Consider the following 20,119-nt stretch of genomic DNA (forward strand, 5'->3'; position numbering starts at 1 on the left):
CTGCTCCCGGAGAGACCTCCGTGTTCGAGCTCTACAGGGCAGCGGCATCGATTCTGGGTTCCGGGCTCTTCGCTTCGCGAAGCTCCGGAATGACGGACGAGCCGATGCCCTCGCGACAAGGCGTTCAGGCCTTCGCGTCGCGCGTCGGAATGTTCCAGATGCGCTTTGCATACTCGCCGATCGCCCGGTCGGCGCTGAACCAGCCGCAATGGGCGGTGTTTGTCACCGACATGCGCCACCACTTGCCCTGGTCGGCCCAGAGCGCGTCGATACGGCGCTGGGCCTGGCGGTAGCTCTCGAAATCGTTGAGCACCATGAACCAGTCATTGGCGCGCAGTCCGTCGACGAGGCCGAGATAGCGATCGCGCTCGCGTGGCGAATAGGCGCCGCCGGCGACCGCATCGAGCACGCCTTCGAGATGGGGTGTCGCGGCGATGACATCGGCCGTCGGGCGGGGATTGCGCTTGGCGGCCTCGACCTCCTCGGCGGTCATGCCGAAGATGACGATATTGTCCTCGCCGACGCGCTCGCCGATCTCGATATTGGCGCCGTCGAGCGTGCCGATGGTGATCGCGCCGTTGAGCGCGAACTTCATGTTGCCGGTTCCCGACGCCTCCATGCCGGCGGTCGAGATCTGCTCGGAGACGTCGGCGGCGGGAATGATGACCTCGGCGGCGCTGACATTGTAGTTCGGCAGGAACACGACCTTCAGCCGGTCGCGGGTGGTGATGTCGTTGTTCACGACCACCGCGACGTCGTTGATCAGGTTGATGATCGCCTTGGCGGTGCCGTAGTTCGAGGCGGCCTTGCCGGCGAAGATCTTCACGCGCGGCGCCCAGTCGCGATAGGGCTCGGATCGGATCGCGTCATAGAGCGCGATCGTCTCCAGGATGTTGAGCAACTGGCGCTTGTATTCGTGGATGCGCTTGATCTGGACGTCGAACAGGGCGTCGGGATCGACGGTAATGCCGGTGTCCTGCCGGATGACCTTGGCCAGCTTGAGCTTGTTTTCGCGGCGGATCGCGCGCAGGCGCTCGTGAAGGGCGCCGTCGCCGGTATGGGCCGCGAGCCTGCTGATCTGGCCGATATGGTCGGTCAGATCGTCGCCGCAAACCTCCTGAAGCTGCCTGGTCAAGCCGGGATTGGCGCCGAACAGCCAGCGCCGCGGCGTGATGCCGTTGGTGACGTTGGTGATGCGGCCGGGGAAGACGGCGTGCAGCGGCGCGAAGACGGTCTGCTCCATCAGCTTGGAATGCAGCGCCGAGACGCCATTGACCGTATGCGAGCCGACGAAGGCGAGATGGGCCATGCGGACGCGCCGGCCATGATATTCGTCGATCAATGAGATCTGCGAGAGATCGATCTTGTCGCCGCCGCTCGAGCGCCTGACCTCCTCGAGGAAGCGGGCATTGATGGCGAAGATGATCTGCATGTGGCGCGGCAGCAGCCGTTCCATCAGGGCCACCGGCCAGGTCTCCAACGCTTCCGGCAGGAGTGTGTGGTTGGTGTAGGAGATCGTGGCGTTGGTGATCGTCCAGGCCTCTTCCCAGGGCAGGCCGTGCTCGTCGATCAGGAGGCGCATCAGCTCTGCGACGGCCAGCGATGGATGGGTGTCGTTGAGCTGGATCGCGACCTTGTCAGCGAGGTTGTCGAGCTTGCCGAACTGGCGGTAATGCCGCCGCACCAGATCCTGCAGCGAGGCGGAGGTGAAGAAGAACTCCTGCCGCAGACGCAGTTCCTGGCCGGTCGGGGTCGAATCGTTGGGATACAGAACCTTCGAGATCGCTTCGGCGCGGTTGCGCTCGGCGACGGCGCCGACGAGGTCGCCCTGATTGAAGGCGTCGAGCGAAAGCGGATGCATCGCCCGGGCGCGCCAGAGCCGCAGCGTCGTCGCGTCGCGGCCGCGCCAGCCGATGATCGGCGTGTCATAGGCGACGGCGAAGACGGTCTCTTCCGGCTCCCAGAAGACCTCGCCGGGCTTGGCCGTGGCCGTCACCGCGCCGCCGAAGCCGATCTTGTAGGAGGCCTCGCGGCGTTCGAACTCCCAGGGGTTGCGGAAGGAGAGCCAGTCTTCGGGCACTTCGATCTGCTTGCCGCCGTCGATGCGCTGCTTGAACAGCCCGTGATCGTAGCGGATGCCGTAGCCCAGCGCCGGAACGCCGGTCGAGGCCATGGCCTCCAGATAGCAGGCGGCGAGCCGGCCGAGACCGCCATTGCCCAGCGCGGCATCGGGCTCGATCGTCTCGATCTCCGAAAGATCGACGCCGAGTTCGGCCATCGCCTGCGCCATGGGGCCGGTGAGGCCGAGATTGCTCAGCGCATCGGCCAGCGACCGGCCGATCAGGAATTCCAGCGAGAGATAATAAACCCGCTTGCGGCCGGTCTGGTAGCTGTCGCGCGTCGAGCGCTGCCAGACATCGACGATATGATCGCGCGCCGCGAGGATGCCGGCGGTGAGCCAGTCATGAGGCTGCGCCACCGAAGGGTTCTTGCCCAGCGAGTAGGTCAGCTTCTTGACGATTTCGCCCTTGAGCTTCTCGACCTGATCATCCGGCTCGAAATGGACATCGGCCTGGGTCTTGATATCGGCCTGAGTCTTGGAGGCTGTCTCGGTCAAACGACGCAATCCCGGCTGTTTCAGTCGGGCGAGTGTCGAGGCAAGCCACCCTCAAGTCCAGACGAAACTGCCGCAGTGCGGTATGTTTCGTCGGCTACGTCCGAGGCGGTGATGGGGAAAGCGGCGGCGGAACCGGCCTTACTGCCTGACGGTGCCGGATTCCTCGCGGGCGTCCTGGCCGAGCTGCTTGGCGCCGGTCACAGCGGAATCGGTGAAGCCGACGACGCTGGTCCAGACATTGCGCGTGTAAAGGCCCTGATGGACGACGGCGTCATAGCCGATCGCAATCACCACAAGCACCAGCAGAATGCGAAACATGTTTCCCTCCATCCGTTGAGGCAGGGAACGCCGACCGTTGCGGCATGTTCCGCCGGGCTGGGGTGGGAGATGGCCCGCGACGAAAGGTCTCTGGCGCAGGCAGAGGTATCCGGCTAAAAGAACAAATCATGAACAAAGGAGCCTGATATGGCCCAACTGACCGTGATGGAGAAGCTGGAAATCCTCAGCGACGCGGCGAAATACGACGCCTCCTGCGCCTCCAGCAATACGACGAAGCGCAACGCGCTGAACGGTGGCATCGGCTCGACCACGGGCTCGGGCATCTGCCATTCCTATGCGCCGGACGGGCGTTGCATCTCGCTCTTGAAGATCCTTCTGACCAATTATTGCAGTTATGACTGCGTCTTCTGCATCAACCGCTCGTCGAGCAATGTCCGGCGGGCGCGGTTCTCGGTCGAGGAGGTCGTCGACCTCACGCTGAACTTCTACAAGCGCAACTATATCGAGGGGCTGTTCCTGTCCTCGGGCATCATCCGCTCGCCGGACTACACGATGACGGAGCTGGTGCGGGTTGCGGAGACGTTGCGGACCGTCCACGGTTTTCGCGGCTACATCCATCTCAAGCTGATCCCGAGCGCGAATGCCGACCTCGTGGCGCAGGCCGGGCTGTATGCCGATCGCGTCTCGATCAATGTGGAATTGCCGAGCGAGGTCTCGCTGAAGCGGTTCGCGCCCGAAAAGCGGCCGCGCGAGATCAGCGCCGCGATGGGCGGGCTCCGGCTCAGGATCGAGGAGGGCAAGGCGGAGCGGGCGAAATCCCGTCGTGCGCTGGCCTTCTCGCCGGCCGGGCAGAGCACCCAGATGATCGTCGGAGCGGATGGGGCCAGCGATGCGGCGATCCTCCAACGGAGTGCCCAGCTCTACGGCTCCTTCGGCCTGAAGCGGGTCTATTATTCCGCCTTCAGCCCGATCCCGGACGCCTCGGCGCAGCTGCCGCTCTCGCAGCCACCGCTGATGCGCGAGCACCGGCTCTATCAGGCCGACTGGCTGACGCGGTTCTACGGCTTCGATGTTGGCGAAATCCTTGATGACGGGGAGGGCGGCATGCTCGATCTCGCCATCGATCCCAAGCTCGCCTGGGCGCTGCGGCATCGCGCGCGCTTCCCCGTGGATGTGAACCGGGCCGATCGCGAGACGCTGCTGAGGGTGCCGGGGCTCGGCACCAAGAGTGTTGGCAAGATCCTGGAGACGCGGCGCTTCCGGCGGCTGCGTCTGGAGGATATCGGCAAGCTGGCGCGCTCGATTGCGACGCTTCGCCATTTCATCGTGGCGGAAGGCTGGCGCCCCGGCGCGGTGCTGGACAGCGAGCGGCTGCGCCAACACCTGGCGCCGAAGCCCCGGCAATTGGCATTGCTGTGATGCTGGTCGCCCGGCTCGATCATCCCGCGGATTTCGCAGGCTGGCGGCGGCGGGCGCGAATCCTCGCGCAGGCCGGCATCGCGCCTGGATTGGTCGACTGGCGGGTCGGTGACGAGGATGGTGAGCTGTTCGGCGGCGAGTCCGTGGACGACCTCGCTCCGGTTTCCGGCATCGAGCTGACCGTGCCGCGCGATTTTCCCGAGTTGGCGCAGGCGGTGATCTGCCATCGCGATCCCGAGCGCTTCGACCTGCTCTACCGCCTGCTGCTGCGGCTCCAGCGCGAGCCCGGGCTGATGCACGTCATGACCGATGACGACATCCACCGCGCCAACGCGATGGCCAAGGCGGCGCGCCGCGACATGCACAAGATGACCGCCTTCGTGCGCTTCCGCGAGATCGTGAGTGCCGATGGGGCAGAGGCCTTCGTCGCCTGGTTCGAGCCGGAGCATCATATCGTCGAACGGGTCTCGCGCTTCTTCGTCGAGCGCTTCTGCGCGATGCGCTGGTCGATCCTGACGCCGCTGCGCTGCCTGCACTGGGACGGGAAGACAATGCATGTGACGGACGGCGCATCGCGTGCCGACGCGCCCAGCGACGATGCGATGGAGGCCTATTGGCGGACCTATTACGCCAATATCTTCAATCCCGCCCGGCTCAAGATCAAAGCGATGACGGCCGAGATGCCCCGGAAATACTGGCGCAACTTGCCCGAGGCCGATCTGATCGCGCCGCTGATCGCGGGAGCGGGCCGGCGCGCAGAAGCGATGGTTGCGAACCTCCCGACCCTGCCGCCGGAGCGGCATGTCAGGCAGGCGCAGCGGCAGCGGGAGGAGGTGGCCGAGGCGCCGGCCGCAAGCGGAAGCTGGGCCGAGGCGAAGGCGGCCGCGCGGGACTGCACACGCTGCGGCTTGTGCCAACACGCCACGCAAACGGTTTTCGGAGAGGGTCCGCTGGCGGCGCCGGTGATGTTCGTCGGCGAGCAGCCGGGCGATCAGGAGGATCTCGCCGGCAAGCCCTTCGTCGGTCCGGCCGGTCGGGTCTTCGACCGGGTGATGGGCGAGGCCGGGCTCGATCGCAGCCGTGCCTATGTCACCAACGCGGTCAAGCACTTCAAGTTCGAGGTCAGGGGCAAGCGGCGCATCCACCAGAAGCCGAATGCCGGTGAGATCTCCGCCTGCCGCTTCTGGCTCGGGCTGGAGCGCGATTTCGTCAGGCCGAAGCTGATCGTGGCACTCGGCGCGACCGCGCTGCATGCGCTGATCGGCCATTCCGGATCGCTCGCTTCGATGCGCGAGCGCGATTTGACGCTGGACGACGGCACGGCCCTCGTCGCGACGGTGCATCCCTCTTATCTGCTGCGGCTTCCGGACGAGGCTGCGCGGCTGCGCGAGACGGAGCGCTTCCGGGCCGATCTGGAACGCGTCGGGCGGCTTGTGCCGGAGATGCTGGCTGGGATGGCGGCTTGAGGGGCGTTCAAACGCGCGTCATCCCGGGCGACCGAAGGGAGACCCGGGATCCATTCCGGAACGCCTCAGGCATGGATCCCGGGTCTTCGCTTCGCTTCGCCCGGGATGACCGGTGCGGGTTTGGGTCAGTGGTGCAATTGACCTGCGTGCCACGCCAGTGTCCCCTCCGTCTCAAGGAAACGAGGGCATCATGTTCGGGGATCTGAAGGGCAAGCGCGTACTGGTTACCGGCGCATCGTCGGGGCTGGGCGCGCATTTCGTGCGGCTGCTGGCAGTTCATGGCGCGCATGTTGCCGCTGCCGCGAGGCGGCATGATAGGCTCGTGGCGCTCGCGCAGGATTGCGCCGCGCTTCCCGGCAAGGTCGTGCCGGTCGTGCTCGATGTCGCTTCGGTCGAGGCGATCGGGGCCGGGCTGGAGGAGGCGCGCGCAGCACTCCGCGGGCTCGATGTGCTCGTCAACAATGCCGGTGTCGTCGAAACGGCGCGTGCGCTCGATCTCGACGAGGCGCAGTGGGATGCGCATCTCGACGTCAATCTGAAGGGCTGTTTCTTCGCGGCGCAAGGCGCGGCGCGGATCATGAGCCAGCAGGGAGAGGGCGGGGCGATCGTCAACATCGCCTCGATCCTGGGCGAGCGCGTCGCGGCGTCGGTCGCGCCCTATGCGGTCGCCAAGGCCGGGCTGATCCAGATGACCAAGGCGCTGGCGCTGGAATGGGCGCGGCACAAGGTGCGCGTGAACGCGCTGGCGCCCGGCTATGTCGTCACCGACCTCAACCGCGAGTTCTTTGCGACAGAGGCTGGCAAGGCGTTGATCGCGCGCATCCCGATGCGGCGGCCCGCCGATCTGACCGATCTCGACGGGCCGTTCTTGCTGCTGTGCGCGGACGCCTCGCGCTTCATGACCGGCGCGGTGGTGGCCGTGGATGGCGGGCATCTGGTGAGCGGGTTGTAAGTTCGCGCGTCATGCTCGGGCTTGACCCGAGCATCTCGGAAACCAGCGCCTTCTCGTCATGAGATTCTCGGGTCTTCGCTTCGCTTCGCCCGAGAATGACGGCGTGTTTCAGCGCATGATCTCTTTCAATCGGAGCAGCGAGATCTTTTCGACCTGCTCCAGCGCGGTCTCGAACTCGACCTCCGGCGTGCTTTTCAGCCTGACCTCGAAGGCCTCGAGGATAGCCTCCTTGGTCGCACCCGCCACAGCCATGATGAAGGGGATGCCGAAGCGGGCCTTGTAGGCTTCGTTCAACGCGGTGAAGCGGACGCGTTCGTCCGATGTCAGGCGGTCGAGCCCGGCGGAGGCCTGCTCGCCGATCGATTCTTCCGTCATCTCACCCGCAGCGGCGAGCTGACCGGCGAGGTCGGGGTGGCCGAGCAGCAGCGCGTGCAGGCGCTCGCGCGAAGCAGCGCGCATCACCTTGACCATGGCCGCATGCAAGTTCCCTGCATCGTCATGGGCGGCGGTGATGCCGGCGTCGTAGGTGGCCTCCGCGACCCAGGGTGCGTTCTCCCAAATGCGCCCGAAGACCTCGACGAAGAGCGCCTTGGGCACCGCCGAGGGGCGATAGCCGCCGGCCGGGGGATGATGGCGGATCCAGTGGCGGGCAATGTCGAGGCGCGTCGCGACCCAGACATTCTCATGGCTCTGCACGTAATCGAGGAAGCGGGCTAGCGCTGCGGCGCGGCCCGGACGGCCGACGAGGCGGCAATGCAGGCCGATCGACATCATCTTCGGCGCGCTCTCGCCCTCGGCGTAGAGCAGGTCGAACGAGTCCTTGAGATAGGCGAAGAACTGGTCGCCGCTGTTGAAGCCCTGCGGCGTGGCGAAGCGCATGTCGTTGGCGTCGAGCGTATAGGGCACGGCGAGCTGCGGCCCCTTGGGGCCGGCAAGCCAATAGGGCAGCTCGTCGGCATAGATGTCGGCCGTGTAGAGGAAGCCGCCTTCCTCCATCGTCAGCGGAATCGTGTTCTCGGAGGTGCGGCCCTGATAGCAGCCGAGCGGGCGGGAGCCGGTCAGCTGCGTCTGGATGCGGATGGCTTCGAGAATGTCGGCGCGTTCGCGCTCACGGGGCACGTCGCGGTAGTCGATCCATTTCAGGCCGTGGGTGGCGATCTCCCAGCCGGCTTCCTGCATCGACTCGACGATTTCGGGATAGCGCGCCAGCGCGCTCGCCACCGCGAAGACAGTGACCGGCATCTGGCGCTGGGTGAACATCCTCCAGAGCCGCCAATAGCCGGCGCGCGAGCCGTATTCGTAGATCGATTCCATGTTCATGTGGCGCTGGCCGGGCCAGGGCGCCGCGCCGACGATCTCGGACAGGAAGGCTTCGGAGGCGGCGTCGCCATGCAGGATGTTGTTCTCGCCGCCCTCCTCGTAATTGATCACGAACTGGACGGCGATGCGGGCCTTGCCCGGCCAATGCGGATGAGGCGGGTTGCGGCCATAGCCTTTCAGGTCGCGGGGGTAGGCGGTTTCGGTCATGGGCGTGCGGCGCTCGCAAAGTGATTCAGTTGAGAGAGATAAACGTCTGACGGTGAAGGCAAGTTACGGGCCGTCATTCTCGGGCGGAGCGAAGCGCAGACCCGAGAATCTCTGGCCGGAGATGCTCGGGTCAAGCCCGAGCATGACGAGGTGCTTAGCTCCCGCGATAGGTCGTGTAGCCATAGGGCGAGCAGTTGAGCGGGACATGATAGTGCCGGGCCGTGTCGGAGATGCCGAAGCGCACTGTGACGATGTCGAGGAAGGCGGGTTCCGGCAGCTCGACGCCGCGCGCGCGGAAATACGGGCCGATGGCGAAGTCGATCTCGTAGACGCCGGGCTTCGTCGCCTCGGGCATGAGCAATGGCGCGTCGGTGCGCCCGTCGGCATTGGTCACGGTCTCGGCCAGCGTCTCGGGGACGCCATCGACGATGCGTCGCAGCGTGACGGTGACGCCGCCGGCCGGCAGGCCACTATGCGTGTCGAGGATATGTGTCGAAAGTCCCGCCATGTTCGTCCTTCTAAACGCTTGTGGAACGGCGCTTGCCTGTCCCGCTGATGCAACCGTAATTTGACCGGCAGCGAAGTCCACCGGCAGGACCCGCCTGCAAGGTTTTGTCCAAGTCCCACTGCCAAGTCCCGCCGCCAAATCCCGCTGCCTCGTTCGACCGGAACCCGCAATGCTCGACGCCTATCTGATGGAATGGGGCGGCATGCTGCTGAGGTGGCTGCATGTGATCACGGCGATCGCCTGGATTGGCTCGTCCTTCTTCTTCATCCATCTCGATGCGAGCCTGCGGCCGGCCGCCGACATCCCGACGGGGGAGGGCGGAGTTCCCAGCCAGTATCTTGCGTGGCGGGTGCAGGGGGGGGGGTTCTAGGGGAGGCGGAAATATCTGGTCCCCCCCGCCGTGATGCCCGCCGAGCTGACCTGGCACAAATGGCAGGCCTACTGGACCTGGATATCCGGCTTCTTCCTGCTGGTCTGGGTCTATTACGCGCAGTCCGAGCTCTATCTGATCGACCCGGCGGTGATGCAGCTCTCGCCCCCGGTGGCGGGCGCCATCGGCATCGCGGCGCTCGTCTTCGGCTGGCTGTTCTATGACTGGCTCTGCCGGTCGCCGCTGGGGCGCAACGACGTCGTGCTCGGCCTGCTCGGCTTTTCCTATGTGGTGGCGGCGAGCTGGGCGTTTGCGTCGGTCTTCTCCGGGCGTGGCGCGCTGATCCATACGGGCGCGCTGATGGCGACGATCATGACCGCCAATGTCTTCTTCAACATCATGCCCGGCCAGCGAAAGGTCATTGCGGCGCTGACCGCTGGCGAGAAGCCGGACCCGAAATACGGCAAGGCAGCCAAGCAGCGCTCGCTGCACAACAATTACATCACCCTGCCGGTGCTGTTCCTGATGCTGTCGAACCATTATCCGGTCACCTATGCCAATTCGGCGGTGATTCCGGCGCTGGTGGCGCTGATCATCGTCGCCGGGGCGCTGATCCGGCACTTCTTCAATGTCCGCCATGCCGATCACGCGAAATCGCCCTGGTGGACCTGGGCCGTGGCGCTGGTGGCGCTGTGGCTCGCCTTCTGGGTCGCGATGGCCTCTTCGCCCGGCGGTCGCGAGCGGTTGGGATTGGCGCCCCTGCCTTGGCCGAAGCCGGTCCTGCTCGCGGGAACGAGCCTGCCGCCAGCCGAGGTCGCCGACATCGTCACCGGGCGTTGCGCCATGTGCCATGCGCCCGAGCCATCCTGGCCCGGCATCCAGATTCCGCCCAAGGGCGTGCTGCTGCACGAGCCGGAGACGATCGCGGCCCATGCTCGCGCCATCCGGGTCCAGGCGGTGATGACGCACGCCATGCCGCCCAACAACCTGTCGGGCATGACGCAAGACGAGCGCCGGGTGCTCGCCGCGTGGCTGGCACAGGCAAGGTAGCCCCCGGCACCTTCGACGATCTCGGCAATGAAGCCTTGACGCTGTTTCCATAGCCCGCGGCCCTGTGCCCTGCGTCATTCAGTTTCGGTTCACATGACGGCCCGCATGGTCGCATCAACGACAGGATGGAGGCTGCCTCCGAGTCCGGAGACGTCCAAGCCTGAGGGGACCGGGGGGTCCGCTTGAACACGCTTCTGAAGAAGGGCGCCGGCTATCCGCTGGCGGCCGCGGGATTTGTTTGTGTCTGGGTGGTGCTGTGCTGGCCCTGGCTGTCGGGCGCGGTGACCATTCCGTTCGACGCCAAGGCGCATTTCCAGGCGCAGATCCAGTTCCTTGCTCAGGCTTTGCACTCCGGCCAGTCGCCGTTCTGGAACCATAACGTGTTCGGCGGCTCGCCGCAGGTGGCCGACCCGCAATCGCTGATCTTTTCGCCTGCGATCCTCCTCGCACTGCTGTCGCCCTCACCGAGCTTCCGCGCGGTTGATGCCTATGTGCTGGCGCATCTGCTCGTGGGCGGGCTGGCGCTGATGATGTTCTTCCGCGATCGCGGCTGGCATCCCGTCGGCGGGCTCCTGGCCGCGCTGGTCTTCGCCTTCGGCGCCTCGGCGGCCTGGCGGGTGCAGCATGTCGGGCAGATCGCGAGCCTGGCCTTCTTCGCCATCGCCTTCTGGCTCACCGCGCGCATGCTGCAACGTTCGTCGCCTTCGGCGGGAGCCCTTGCCGGACTCGCCGCCGGGCTGATGATGGTCGAGCCCGACCAGGTCGCGCTGCTGGGCGCCTATGTGCTGATCGGCATGGTGGTGGCGCATTGGCTGGCGGGCGGATGGGCTGCCTTCCGCAGCAGCCTGGTGCCGGGCGTCGTTGCTTCTCTGTCGGGCCTGGCCGTCGTGGCCCTGCCGCTGCTGTGGACCTGGCTTTTCGCGGAAGCAACGACCCGGCCTGCCGTGGATCTGGTCGAGGCAGGGCGGGGTTCGCTGCATCCGGCCTCGCTGCTGACGGCCTTCGTCGCCGATCTCTTCGGCGCGTTGGATCCCAAGGTCGAGTTCTGGGGGCCCTACAGCCCGAGCTGGAACGCCAACGAGCTCTTCCTCTCCCAGAACATGGGGCAGGTCTATTTCGGCGCGCTGCCGGTTCTGCTGCTGATCGTGCCGGGGTTGAGCCGGGGCTGGCTGTGGGACCGGGGTATCCGCAGCCTCACCATCCTTTTTGCGTTGATGGTGCTGTTCGCGATCGGCCGCTACACACCCGCCTTCGCGTTCTTCTACCATCACCTTCCCGGTGTGAACGCCTTCCGCCGGCCGGCCGATGCCACCTTCCTGATCGGTGCGCTGGGTGCTGTCCTCGCCGGCTACATGTTGCACCGGCTGTTCAGCGAAGCCTCCCTGAAGGTGACCAAGCGGGACCTGTTCTTGGCAGGGGGCCTGTTTGCCGTCCTGGCCGCCGCCGTGCTGGCGGTCTCGGTCCAGAACGATCGGGTGGCGGCCGCGTTGCGGCCGGTGGCCTTTGCCGGGCTCTGGTTCGGCGCCAGCCTCGTGCTGCTCCAAGGACTGCGCCACCTGCGCAGCGGATGGGGCCCGCTGGTGGCCGCCACGCTTGTCACCGGCGTCGTCGCCGCTGATCTCGGCGTCAACAACGGCCCCAATGAATCGACGGCGCTGGCGCCGGATATCTACGACGTGCTTCGCCCCGAAACCCGCAACGAGACCGTGCAGGTGCTGAAGCGACTGACCGCTCAGCCTGCCGGCTCGACACGGCGCGACCGGGTCGAGCTGCTGGGCCTGGGTTTCGAATGGCCCAATGCCGGCATGGTCCACGGGTTCGATCATACACTCGGGTACAACCCGCTGCGGCTTGCGGAGTTCTCGGATGCGGTCGGGACGCGCGACACGATTGCCGGGCCCGACCAGCGCAAGTTCACGCCGCTGTTTCCCTCCTATCACTGCCGCCTCGCCAATCTGCTGGGGCTGCGCTACATCGCGTCTCCGGTGCCGATCGAGCAGGTCGATCACGCCTTGCGGGACGGCGATCTCAAGCTGATCGCGCGGACCAAGGAAGGCTATGTCTACGAGAATGCGCAGGCGCTGCCGCGCGTGCAGTTCGTCGGTGGCTGGGAACTGGCCGATTTCGACGGGATGAAGCAGGGCGGTCGCTGGCCGGAGGTCGATCCGGGCCAGGCGGTGCTGCTCGAGGTCGAGCCGCCCGTGGCGATGCCCGAGGGGCCGGCGCTGGTGAAGGCGGATATCAGGCTGAGCCGCTACGAGAACACCCAGGTCGAGATCGAGGTCACGACATCGGCAGCTGGCTTCGTCGTGCTGAATGACACCTGGCATCCGTGGTGGCGGGCAGAGGTCGACGGTGTCGAGACCGAGATCCTCAAGGCCAATGTGCTGTTTCGCGCCGTTCAGGTGCCCGCCGGCACCCATAAGATCCGGTTCAGCTTCAATCCGATCGAAGGAGCCTTGGCGGAAGTTCGCGAGCGCGTCAGCCCGGCTCCGGTCGAGGATGATGCGCCGCTGCCGCTGCCGCCGATGCATGACGAGCCGCTGATCGCCGGCGCGAGCAGCGACGGCCTGCTGCCGTCGATGCTGGCTGGGCCGTCGCAGGCGACGCGGGACTCGCTGCGCCTCGGCCCGCCACCAATCGCCTCGATGCGCGACGGGATGTCGTCGGCCCAGGTCCAGTAGCGGCCAGCAGGGCATGCAAGGAGCGCTGTCGCGCCCCTGCATGTGTCCGCAGAGATCCCAGGCCCGGCTCTGCTTCTGCTCAGGCTCCGGTGTCGGAGACCAGTCCTGCAGCCGCGATCCCTGCGACGGCGGCCGCCTCGTCATTGTCGGAGGTGTCGCCGGAGATGCCGATCGCTCCGAGAAGAGCGCCCGACGCATCGCGGATCAGCACGCCGCCCGGCACGGGCACCAGCGAGCCTCCGACCGCGTGTGTCGCCGCGTCGACGAAATAGGGCCGTTCCAGCGCCACCTTGTGCAGGGCTCGCGAGCCGAGGCCCATCGCCACCGCACCATGCGCCTTTCCAAGCGCGATCTCGCCGCGCTTGAGGCTGGTCCCGTCCTGCGCGGCGAAGAGTTTTTGGGCGCCGCGCGAATCGAGGATGGCGATCGCGAGCGGCTTGAAGCCCGCCGTGCCGGCATGAGCGAGGGCGGCGGACATGATGGTCTGGGCCTGGGCCAGCGTCAGCATCGGGGGAAACTCCTGTTATGTGGTCCAGCGCTTGTGACAGCGCTTGTCCCGCCGGGAAAGCTCTTTTCAAGAGGTGAAGGCCCGATCCGCCGCAGCGGAAGCGGCCCGGCCGGGCTGCTAAACACCTTCCGCCGCGACAGCCGCCTTGAACATGTCATCTCAATTGGGCTTCATGGGGCCCCAACGGATGGAGGAAACGCCATGGGTCTGTTCAGTTTCATCAAGGAAGCCGGTGCCAAGATCTTCGGCTCGAGCGCGGCCAAGGCCGCGACCGCTGACGAGTTGCAGAAGGAGTTGGCTGGCCACGGCCTGCCTTCCGACGTCGCGATCTCGATCGATGGCGACAAGGTGAAGGTCTCCGGCAAGGCGATGTCCACAGAGGAGGCCGAGAGGATCATTCTCGCGCTCGGCAACACCGTGGGGGTGGCTTCGGTGGAGTCCGAGCTCGCGGTGACCAAGGAAGTTCCGGCCGCCGTGTTCTACACGGTGAAGAAGGGCGACACCCTCTGGAAGATCGCCGAAGAGCATTACGGCAAGGGCCAGGGCGCGAAGTACACCGACATCGTCAAGGCCAATACGCCCCCGGTCAAGAACCCCGACCTGATCCAGCCCGGCTGGGTGCTGCGGATTCCGCCCAAGGCCTGAGCGGTCGTCCTCGCACGGCATCGTGAACAAGGCCGCGTTTCCCTGGAAGCGCGGCCATTTTCTGTGCCGGATCGCGCCTTGCGCGGCCATCCTCGCCAGCGCCCGCGGCCATCGGCTCTTGACGACAATGGTTGCGTCGGCAACTGTCTCGCCGATTGCGTAGGATTGGGCGGGTACGGCGCTTGCGCCGAGAATCCGTTGCCGGTCAAGCTATCGTCCAAGAACTGCAGAGCGGCCGTCCGAACGGGCGCCGCGCGGCGAAAATAAGATCGCCTACTCACGATCCCTGGGGAGGGAAGCCATGACATTCGATCGCCGTCGATTCCTGATCGTTGCCGGTTCTGCCGTCGCCATGCCGGCCGTGCTGCGCGCGACCCGCGCCGATGCGCAGGAGGTGACGCTGAAGATGCATCACTTCCTGCCGCCCGTCTCGGTCGCCCATTCCAAGTTCCTGAAGCCCTGGGCCGACAAGGTGGCCGCGGAATCGAACGGGCGCATCAAGATCGACATCTTCCCGTCGATGCAGCTTGGCGGCACGCCGCCGCAGCTCTTCGACCAGGCGCGCGACGGCGTCGCCGATCTGGTCTGGACGCTGCCGGGCTACACGCCGGGGCGCTTCACCGGCACCGAGGCGTTCGAGTTGCCCTTCACTGCCAACAAGCGGGCGCTGGCGAATTCGCTGGCGCTGACCGACTACGCCCAGCAGAGCCTGCAGGACGAGTACAAGGACGTCCAGCCGATCTGCCTGTGGGCACATGACCACGGCCTGATCCATGCCAACAAGCAGGTGAAGACGATGGAGGACCTGAAGGGTCTGAAATTGCGCTTCCCGACCCGTCTCGCCGGCGAGGCGCTGCGAGCGCTCGGCGCCAACGCCATCGGCATGCCGGTGCCGCAGGTGCCGGAATCACTGGCGCAGCGCGTCATCGACGGCTGCGTCGTGCCCTGGGAGGTGGTGCCGTCGATCAAGGTGCAGGAACTGGTCAAGTACCACACCGAGATTCCGGGCTCGCCGACCTTCTATTCCGCGACCTTTGTGCTGGCGATGAACAAGGCGAAATACGCCGCGCTGCCCGCCGATCTCAAGGCGATCATCGACAAGAACTCAGGCGCGACCGCCGCCGCCATGGCCGGCAAGGTCTGGGACGAGCAGGCGGTCGTGGTCTCCGACATGGTGCGCAAGCGCGGCAACATCATCACCGTGATCGAGGAGGCGGAGGCCGCGCGCTGGCGCAAGACCACCGAGCCGGTGATCGAGGGCTGGCTCAAGACCGCCAAGGAGAAGGGGCTCGATGGCGAGAAACTGCTCGCCATCGCCCGGGCGGCGCTGGCCAAGCACGAGAAGGCGGCCTGACGCATACGATGGCAACGCAGGGGAGGGGCAGCGCAGCGTCCGACTTCGACCGGGCGGTGCGGGGGATTGCGTTGATCGGCGGCATCCTGCTGATCGCGCTGTCGGTGACCGTCGTGGTCAGCGTGACGCTGCGCAGCGACCTCGTCGGCGCCGCCGGCGTGCCGGGCGATTTCGAGGTGGTTCAGATCGCGACCGCGATTGCCGCCTTCTGCTTCCTGCCCTGGTGCCAGCTCCGGCGCGGCAACATCTTCGTCGACACCTTCACACTGAAGCTGCCCGCCCGCTGGCAGCGCCGCATCGATGCGCTCTGGGACATCGTCTATGCGCTGGTGATGGCACTGGTTGCGTGGCGGCTGGCGGTGGGTGCGCGCGCCGCCTTTGCCACCGGCGAGAACAGCATGGTGCTGCAGGTGCCGAGCTATTTGCCGATCGCGCTGTGCTCAGGTCTCGCGGCACTGGTCGCTGCCGTCGCCATCGTCACCGCGCTGCGGCTGTTGAGGACTCCGGCGTGAGCGGCTTTTCGCTCGCCATCACGGGGTTTGGCATCCTGCTCGCGCTGATGGCGCTGCGGCTGCCGATCGGGCTCGCAATGATGCTGGTCGGTGGGCTCGGCTACATCCAGCTCAACGGGCTCGATCCGTTCCTGAACTATATCCGCACCACGCCCTACCAGATCTTCGCCAATTATACGCTTTCGGTGATCCCGCTCTTCGTGCTGATGGGCGCCTTCGCCGAGCGTTCGGGGCTGGCCGGCGACTTGTTCAAGGCGGCGTCCGCCGTCGTTGGGCACCGGCGCGGTGGCCTCGGGATGGCGCTGATCGGGGCCTGCACCGGCTTCGGGGCGATCTGCGGTTCCTCGGTCGCGACAACTGCTACCTTCGCGCGGGCGGCGCTCCCGGAATTGCGGCGCTACCGTTACGATCCAGGCTTCTCCTGCGGGCTCGTCGCGGTCGGCGGGACGCTCGGCATCCTGATACCGCCCTCGGTCATACTGGTCGTCTACGCGATCTCGACCGAACAGAACATCGCCAAGCTGTTCAAGGCTGCACTGATTCCCGGGCTGATGGCGGCGGCGTTCTATTGCATCACGATCGCGATCGTGACCCGGCTCAATCCGACGTTGGGGCCGGCGCAGCCGCGCATCGCTTGGCGGGATCGGGTGCGGCCGCTGCTCGGCGTGGTGCCGGCGATGGCGGTCGCGCTGATCGTCGTCGGCGGAATCTATGGCGGCGTGTTCACGCCCACGGAGGGCGCCTCGGTCGGCGCCTTCGTCATGCTGCTGATCGGCGTGCTGCGCGGCACGCTGGGTCTGTCGGGCATCGGCGAGGCGATCCTGCAGACCGCCGAAACCTCGGCGATGATCTTCGCCATCCTGCTCGGCGCCGAGATCTTCAACGCCTTCCTCGCTTTGACGCAGGTTCCGACCGCTGCCGCCGAGATGATCGCAGCCTCGGGCTGGGCACCCTATACGGTGCTGATCGGGCTCCTGCTGTTCTACATCGTGCTCGGCGGCGTGATGGACGAGCTTGCCATGATCCTGCTGACGCTGCCGGTGTTCTTCCCGATCGTGACGGCGCTGGATTTCGGCATGCCGGCCGATGATGTCGCGATCTGGTTCGGCATCCTCGTGCTGATCGTCGTCGGCATCGGCATGACCTGCCCGCCGATCGGGCTCAACGTCTTCGTCGTGGCCTCGCTGGCGCGCGACGTACCGGTGACGCGGATCTATCGTGGCGTGCTGCCCTTCGTCGCCTCCGATGTCATCCGGCTCGGTATCGTGGTGGCATTTCCCGCCCTCACGCTCTATCTGGTGAAGCTCCTGGAGTGAGATGCCGGAGCCATCGCCTTGACCGTGAACGATCTCGACATCGACGACATCAAGACCGGGCTGTCGGATGGCAGCATTCTTCTCGTCGATGTCCGCGAGCCGCATGAGTTCGAGGCCGGGCATATCCCTGGCTCGGTCTCGCGCCCGCTGTCGCGATTTGATCCCGCCGACCTGCCCAACGAACCCGGCAAGCGCATCGTCCTGTCCTGCGCCGCCGGCGTTCGGTCGCTGCGGGCGATGGAATTCGCCCAGTCCGCCGGCCTCGACGTCGACAGCCACTATCTCGGCGGCTTCAAGGACTGGGTCATGCGCGGCGAACCGGTCGAGCACTGATCCTCGTCTTGCCTCCCAAGCGCTTTGCGCCGGGCGCATCGCCGCACCCCGCTCGCCGGTGCTGACGCGGCACGCGTCCTGGCTCAATCTCTCATTCACGCGAATTGCTTTCATTCAAGCATTTGAAGGAACTCCGCCCATGCGCCCCATGAAATTCGGATTCGGACAGCCGGTGCGCCGTGTCGAGGACCAGCGCCTGACCACGGGTACGGGCCGCTACACCGACGACACCGCCGTCGAGGGCGCGCTGCACGCCTTCGTGCTGCGTTCGCAATATGCCCATGCGACCTTCAAGATCGTCGACAAGCAGGCCGCGCTCGGCATGAAGGGCGTCAAGCTGATCCTGACCGGGGAGGATGTCGCCCATCTCGGCGACCTGCCCTGCAAGGGCCTGATCAAGACCGTGTCGGGTGAGGATGTGAAGCCGCTGCCGGTGCCAGTGCTGCCGACCGACACCGTCAGGCATGTCGGCGAGGCCGTCGCCTTCATCGTCGCCGAGACGCTGACGCAGGCGCGTGACGCCGCCGAGGCGATCGAGATCGAATGGACGGCGCTGCCCTCCGTCACTGGCATCGAGGCGGCGCTCGATCCCGGCGCGCACCAGGTCTGGCCGGAGCGACCGGGCAATGTCGCCTTCGAGGCGCAGCAGGGCGACCAGGCCAAAACCGACGCAGCCTTCGCCAAGGCGGACCGCACCGTCTCGGTCACCATCGTCAACAACCGGCTCGCCTCGAATTATCTGGAGACGCGCGCCTGCATCGCCGAATACGACAAGGCCGACAAGCGCTGGACCCTGACGCTCGGCAGCCAGGGCAGCCATGGTACGCGCGAGATCCTGGCCAACTACATCCTCAAGGTCGACCAGTCGCGCATCCGCGTGGTCACGCCCGATGTCGGCGGCGGCTTCGGCACCAAGATCTTCATGTATCGCGAATACCCGCTGACGATGGTCGCAGCCGAGAAGCTGAAGCGCCCGGTGCGCTGGGTCGCCGACCGCACCGAGCATTTCCTGGCCGACACCCATGGCCGTGCCAACCTCGCCACCGCGACGATGGCGCTCGACAAGCGCGGCAGGTTCATCGGCTTGAAGGTCGATCTTGCGGCGGAGATGGGCGCCTATCTCTCGCAGTACGGGCCCTTCATCCCCTGGGTCGGCACGACGATGACGCCGGGCTGCTACAACATCCCCGCCGTGCATGTGCGCTTCCGCGGCATCCTGACCAACACCATGGCGGTCGATGCCTATCGCGGCGCGGGCCGGCCCGAGGCCGCCTATCTGATCGAGCGGCTGGTCGATGCGGTCGCGCGCGAGACCGGCAAGACGCCAGACGCCGTGCGGGCGCTGAACTTCGTCAAGCCGAGCGAGATGCCGCATGCGACGCAGACCGGCCCGGTCTATGATTCCGGAGAGTTCGAGGGGCATATGCGCCGCGCCATGGAGGTGGCCGACTGGCAGGGCTTCAAAACCCGGCTCAAGGCCGCCAACAAGGCCGGCAAGATCCGCGGCATCGGCATGGCCAGCTATATCGAGGCCTGCGGCGGCGGCGGGCCGGAGAGCTCGACCGTGATCCTCGAGAAGGACGGCATGGTGACCGTGCTGATCGGCACCCAGTCGAACGGGCAGGGCCATGAGACCGCCTATTCGCAGCTCGTTTCGCAGCATCTCGACATTCCCATGGACCGCATCCGCGTCATCCAGGGTGACACCGACAAGGTCGAGACCGGCGCGGGAACCGGCGGCTCGCGCTCGATTCCGGTCGGCGGAGCGGCACTCGACAAGGCGGCGACCATCCTCTCCGACAATCTCAAGCAGCTCGCGTCCGAGAAGCTGGAGGCCGGCATCGGCGACCTCGAGATCGTCGATGGAGCCGTCCGCGTCGTCGGCACCGACAAGGCGCTCGACCTCGCCGCCATCGCGGCGCTGCCGGGCGCGACGACCGCCATGCTCAGGGTCCATCAAAGCTGGGAGCCGCCGGCGGCCACCTTCCCGAACGGCACTCACATCTGCGAGCTGGAGGTCGATCCGCAGACCGGCGCGACCGAGATCATGAACTATGTGGTGGTCGACGATTTCGGCATGACGCTGAATCCGATCATGCTGCAGGGGCAGGTCCATGGCGGCGCGGGGCAGGGCATCGGACAGGCGCTGATGGAGGAGATCAGGTTCGACGCCGAAGGCCAGATGCTGACGGCGACCTTCATGGACTATGCGCTGCCGCGCGCCGTCGACATCCCGAACTTCCATTTCGAGACGCGCAATGTCCGCTGCGTGACCAATGCGCTCGGGGTCAAGGGCGCGGGCGAGGCTGGCGCGATCGGCGCCTGTCCTGCGGTGATGAACGCGATGGTCGATGCCCTCGACCGGGCGGCTGGCATCAAGGCCATCGACATGCCGGCGACGCCGCTCAAGGTGTTCAACGCGCTCAAGGAGGCTGGATATCGGCCCTGACGCAAGGTCACGTTTGCATCAGAGCAAGACCGTTCACGAGAATGGCACTTGGCTCGGGCGAGCGGATCGGTTGATCTGGAACGGTTCCAATCGTCGCCAGTCCGGCGACCGAAGCCTTCGAGGATACGCC

General features: G+C 66.2%; 15 protein-coding genes and 1 pseudogene. 11 read left to right on the forward strand and 5 right to left on the reverse strand.

What is annotated here, in order from left to right; genetic code table 11:
* Positions 1–124 precede the first annotated feature (124 nt).
* Both AE618_RS00965 and AE618_RS00970 read right to left on the reverse strand, forming a co-directional pair.
* The gene (locus tag AE618_RS00965; RefSeq protein WP_054207284.1) at positions 125–2,584 is read right to left on the reverse strand and encodes a glycogen/starch/alpha-glucan phosphorylase; all 2,460 of its coding nucleotides are present in this window, start codon (positions 2,582–2,584) and stop codon (positions 125–127) included.
* Between the two features lie 171 nt (positions 2,585–2,755).
* Positions 2,756–2,935, reverse strand: coding sequence for a hypothetical protein (locus AE618_RS00970; RefSeq protein ID WP_054207181.1), 180 nt, complete (start codon positions 2,933–2,935; stop codon positions 2,756–2,758).
* Positions 2,936–3,082: 147 nt separating this feature from the next.
* On the opposite strand from AE618_RS00970, the gene AE618_RS00975 reads away from it, so the two are divergent.
* From AE618_RS00975 to AE618_RS00985, 3 genes are all read left to right on the forward strand, one after another.
* Positions 3,083–4,315 (forward strand): putative DNA modification/repair radical SAM protein, encoded by a 1,233-nt coding sequence (locus tag AE618_RS00975; RefSeq protein ID WP_054207182.1) that lies wholly within the window; start codon positions 3,083–3,085, stop codon positions 4,313–4,315.
* Entirely contained in the window at positions 4,315–5,781 is a 1,467-nt protein-coding gene (locus tag AE618_RS00980; RefSeq protein ID WP_054207183.1) for a UdgX family uracil-DNA binding protein, read from the forward strand. The genes AE618_RS00975 and AE618_RS00980 overlap by 1 nt, the downstream gene beginning before the upstream one ends.
* A gap of 190 nt (positions 5,782–5,971) precedes the next feature.
* Positions 5,972–6,733, forward strand: coding sequence for an SDR family NAD(P)-dependent oxidoreductase (locus AE618_RS00985; protein ID WP_054207184.1), 762 nt, complete (start codon positions 5,972–5,974; stop codon positions 6,731–6,733).
* Between the two features lie 108 nt (positions 6,734–6,841).
* On the opposite strand, the gene puuE is transcribed toward AE618_RS00985, so the two are convergent.
* Both puuE and uraH read right to left on the reverse strand, forming a co-directional pair.
* Entirely contained in the window at positions 6,842–8,260 is a 1,419-nt protein-coding gene (gene puuE, locus AE618_RS00990; RefSeq protein WP_054207185.1) for an allantoinase PuuE, read from the reverse strand.
* Positions 8,261–8,414: 154 nt separating this feature from the next.
* A complete protein-coding gene (uraH, locus tag AE618_RS00995; RefSeq protein WP_054207186.1) occupies positions 8,415–8,768 on the reverse strand; it encodes a hydroxyisourate hydrolase in 354 nt (117 codons plus the stop codon).
* A 187-nt stretch (positions 8,769–8,955) separates the two neighbouring features.
* Between uraH and AE618_RS01000 the strand changes: the two are divergent.
* Both AE618_RS01000 and AE618_RS01005 read left to right on the forward strand, forming a co-directional pair.
* Positions 8,956–10,188 (forward strand): annotated as a pseudogene (locus tag AE618_RS01000) (urate hydroxylase PuuD).
* Positions 10,189–10,370: 182 nt separating this feature from the next.
* A complete protein-coding gene (locus AE618_RS01005) occupies positions 10,371–12,872 on the forward strand; it encodes a hypothetical protein (RefSeq protein ID WP_054207187.1) in 2,502 nt (833 codons plus the stop codon).
* A gap of 79 nt (positions 12,873–12,951) precedes the next feature.
* Here AE618_RS01005 and AE618_RS01010 read toward each other — a convergent pair whose 3' ends face one another.
* Positions 12,952–13,380, reverse strand: a complete 429-nt coding sequence (locus AE618_RS01010; protein ID WP_054207188.1) for a GlcG/HbpS family heme-binding protein — start codon at positions 13,378–13,380, stop codon at positions 12,952–12,954.
* A 201-nt stretch (positions 13,381–13,581) separates the two neighbouring features.
* Between AE618_RS01010 and lysM the strand changes: the two genes are divergently transcribed.
* The 6 genes from lysM (at position 13,582) to AE618_RS01040 (ending at position 19,989) form a co-directional block, all read left to right on the forward strand.
* A complete protein-coding gene (gene lysM, locus AE618_RS01015; protein WP_054207189.1) occupies positions 13,582–14,025 on the forward strand; it encodes a peptidoglycan-binding protein LysM in 444 nt (147 codons plus the stop codon).
* Positions 14,026–14,326: 301 nt separating this feature from the next.
* Positions 14,327–15,379, forward strand: a complete 1,053-nt coding sequence (locus tag AE618_RS01020) for a TRAP transporter substrate-binding protein (protein WP_054207190.1) — start codon at positions 14,327–14,329, stop codon at positions 15,377–15,379.
* Between the two features lie 8 nt (positions 15,380–15,387).
* Positions 15,388–15,891: a TRAP transporter small permease gene (locus AE618_RS01025; RefSeq protein ID WP_082364894.1), complete on the forward strand. Its 504-nt coding sequence runs from the start codon at positions 15,388–15,390 to the stop codon at positions 15,889–15,891.
* Entirely contained in the window at positions 15,888–17,207 is a 1,320-nt protein-coding gene (locus AE618_RS01030; RefSeq protein WP_082364895.1) for a TRAP transporter large permease, read from the forward strand. Before AE618_RS01025 ends, AE618_RS01030 begins: the two co-directional genes overlap by 4 nt.
* 18 nt (positions 17,208–17,225) lie before the next feature.
* A complete protein-coding gene (locus AE618_RS01035) occupies positions 17,226–17,540 on the forward strand; it encodes a rhodanese-like domain-containing protein (protein WP_054207192.1) in 315 nt (104 codons plus the stop codon).
* Between the two features lie 139 nt (positions 17,541–17,679).
* Positions 17,680–19,989, forward strand: coding sequence for a xanthine dehydrogenase family protein molybdopterin-binding subunit (locus AE618_RS01040; RefSeq protein WP_054207193.1), 2,310 nt, complete (start codon positions 17,680–17,682; stop codon positions 19,987–19,989).
* Positions 19,990–20,119 lie beyond the last annotated feature (130 nt).

The sequence above is a fragment of the Allobosea vaviloviae genome (assembly GCF_001298265.1).
Taxonomy (GTDB): domain Bacteria; phylum Pseudomonadota; class Alphaproteobacteria; order Rhizobiales; family Beijerinckiaceae; genus Allobosea; species Allobosea vaviloviae_B.

Bases quoted from the DNA above. Each gene is read 5' to 3' on its own strand.
- AE618_RS01040 (WP_054207193.1), top strand. From the start codon at position 17,680: ATGCGCCCCATGAAATTCGGATTCGGACAGCCGGTGCGCCGTGTCGAG.
- AE618_RS00975 (WP_054207182.1), top strand. From the start codon at position 3,083: ATGGCCCAACTGACCGTGATGGAGAAGCTGGAAATCCTCAGCGACGCG.
- AE618_RS00980 (WP_054207183.1), top strand. From the start codon at position 4,315: ATGCTGGTCGCCCGGCTCGATCATCCCGCGGATTTCGCAGGCTGGCGG.
- AE618_RS00985 (WP_054207184.1), top strand. From the start codon at position 5,972: ATGTTCGGGGATCTGAAGGGCAAGCGCGTACTGGTTACCGGCGCATCG.
- AE618_RS01010 (WP_054207188.1), bottom strand. From the start codon at position 13,380: ATGCTGACGCTGGCCCAGGCCCAGACCATCATGTCCGCCGCCCTCGCT.
- uraH (WP_054207186.1), bottom strand. From the start codon at position 8,768: ATGGCGGGACTTTCGACACATATCCTCGACACGCATAGTGGCCTGCCG.
- puuE (WP_054207185.1), bottom strand. From the start codon at position 8,260: ATGACCGAAACCGCCTACCCCCGCGACCTGAAAGGCTATGGCCGCAAC.
- AE618_RS00970 (WP_054207181.1), bottom strand. From the start codon at position 2,935: ATGTTTCGCATTCTGCTGGTGCTTGTGGTGATTGCGATCGGCTATGAC.
- AE618_RS01020 (WP_054207190.1), top strand. From the start codon at position 14,327: ATGACATTCGATCGCCGTCGATTCCTGATCGTTGCCGGTTCTGCCGTC.
- lysM (WP_054207189.1), top strand. From the start codon at position 13,582: ATGGGTCTGTTCAGTTTCATCAAGGAAGCCGGTGCCAAGATCTTCGGC.
- AE618_RS01025 (WP_082364894.1), top strand. From the start codon at position 15,388: ATGGCAACGCAGGGGAGGGGCAGCGCAGCGTCCGACTTCGACCGGGCG.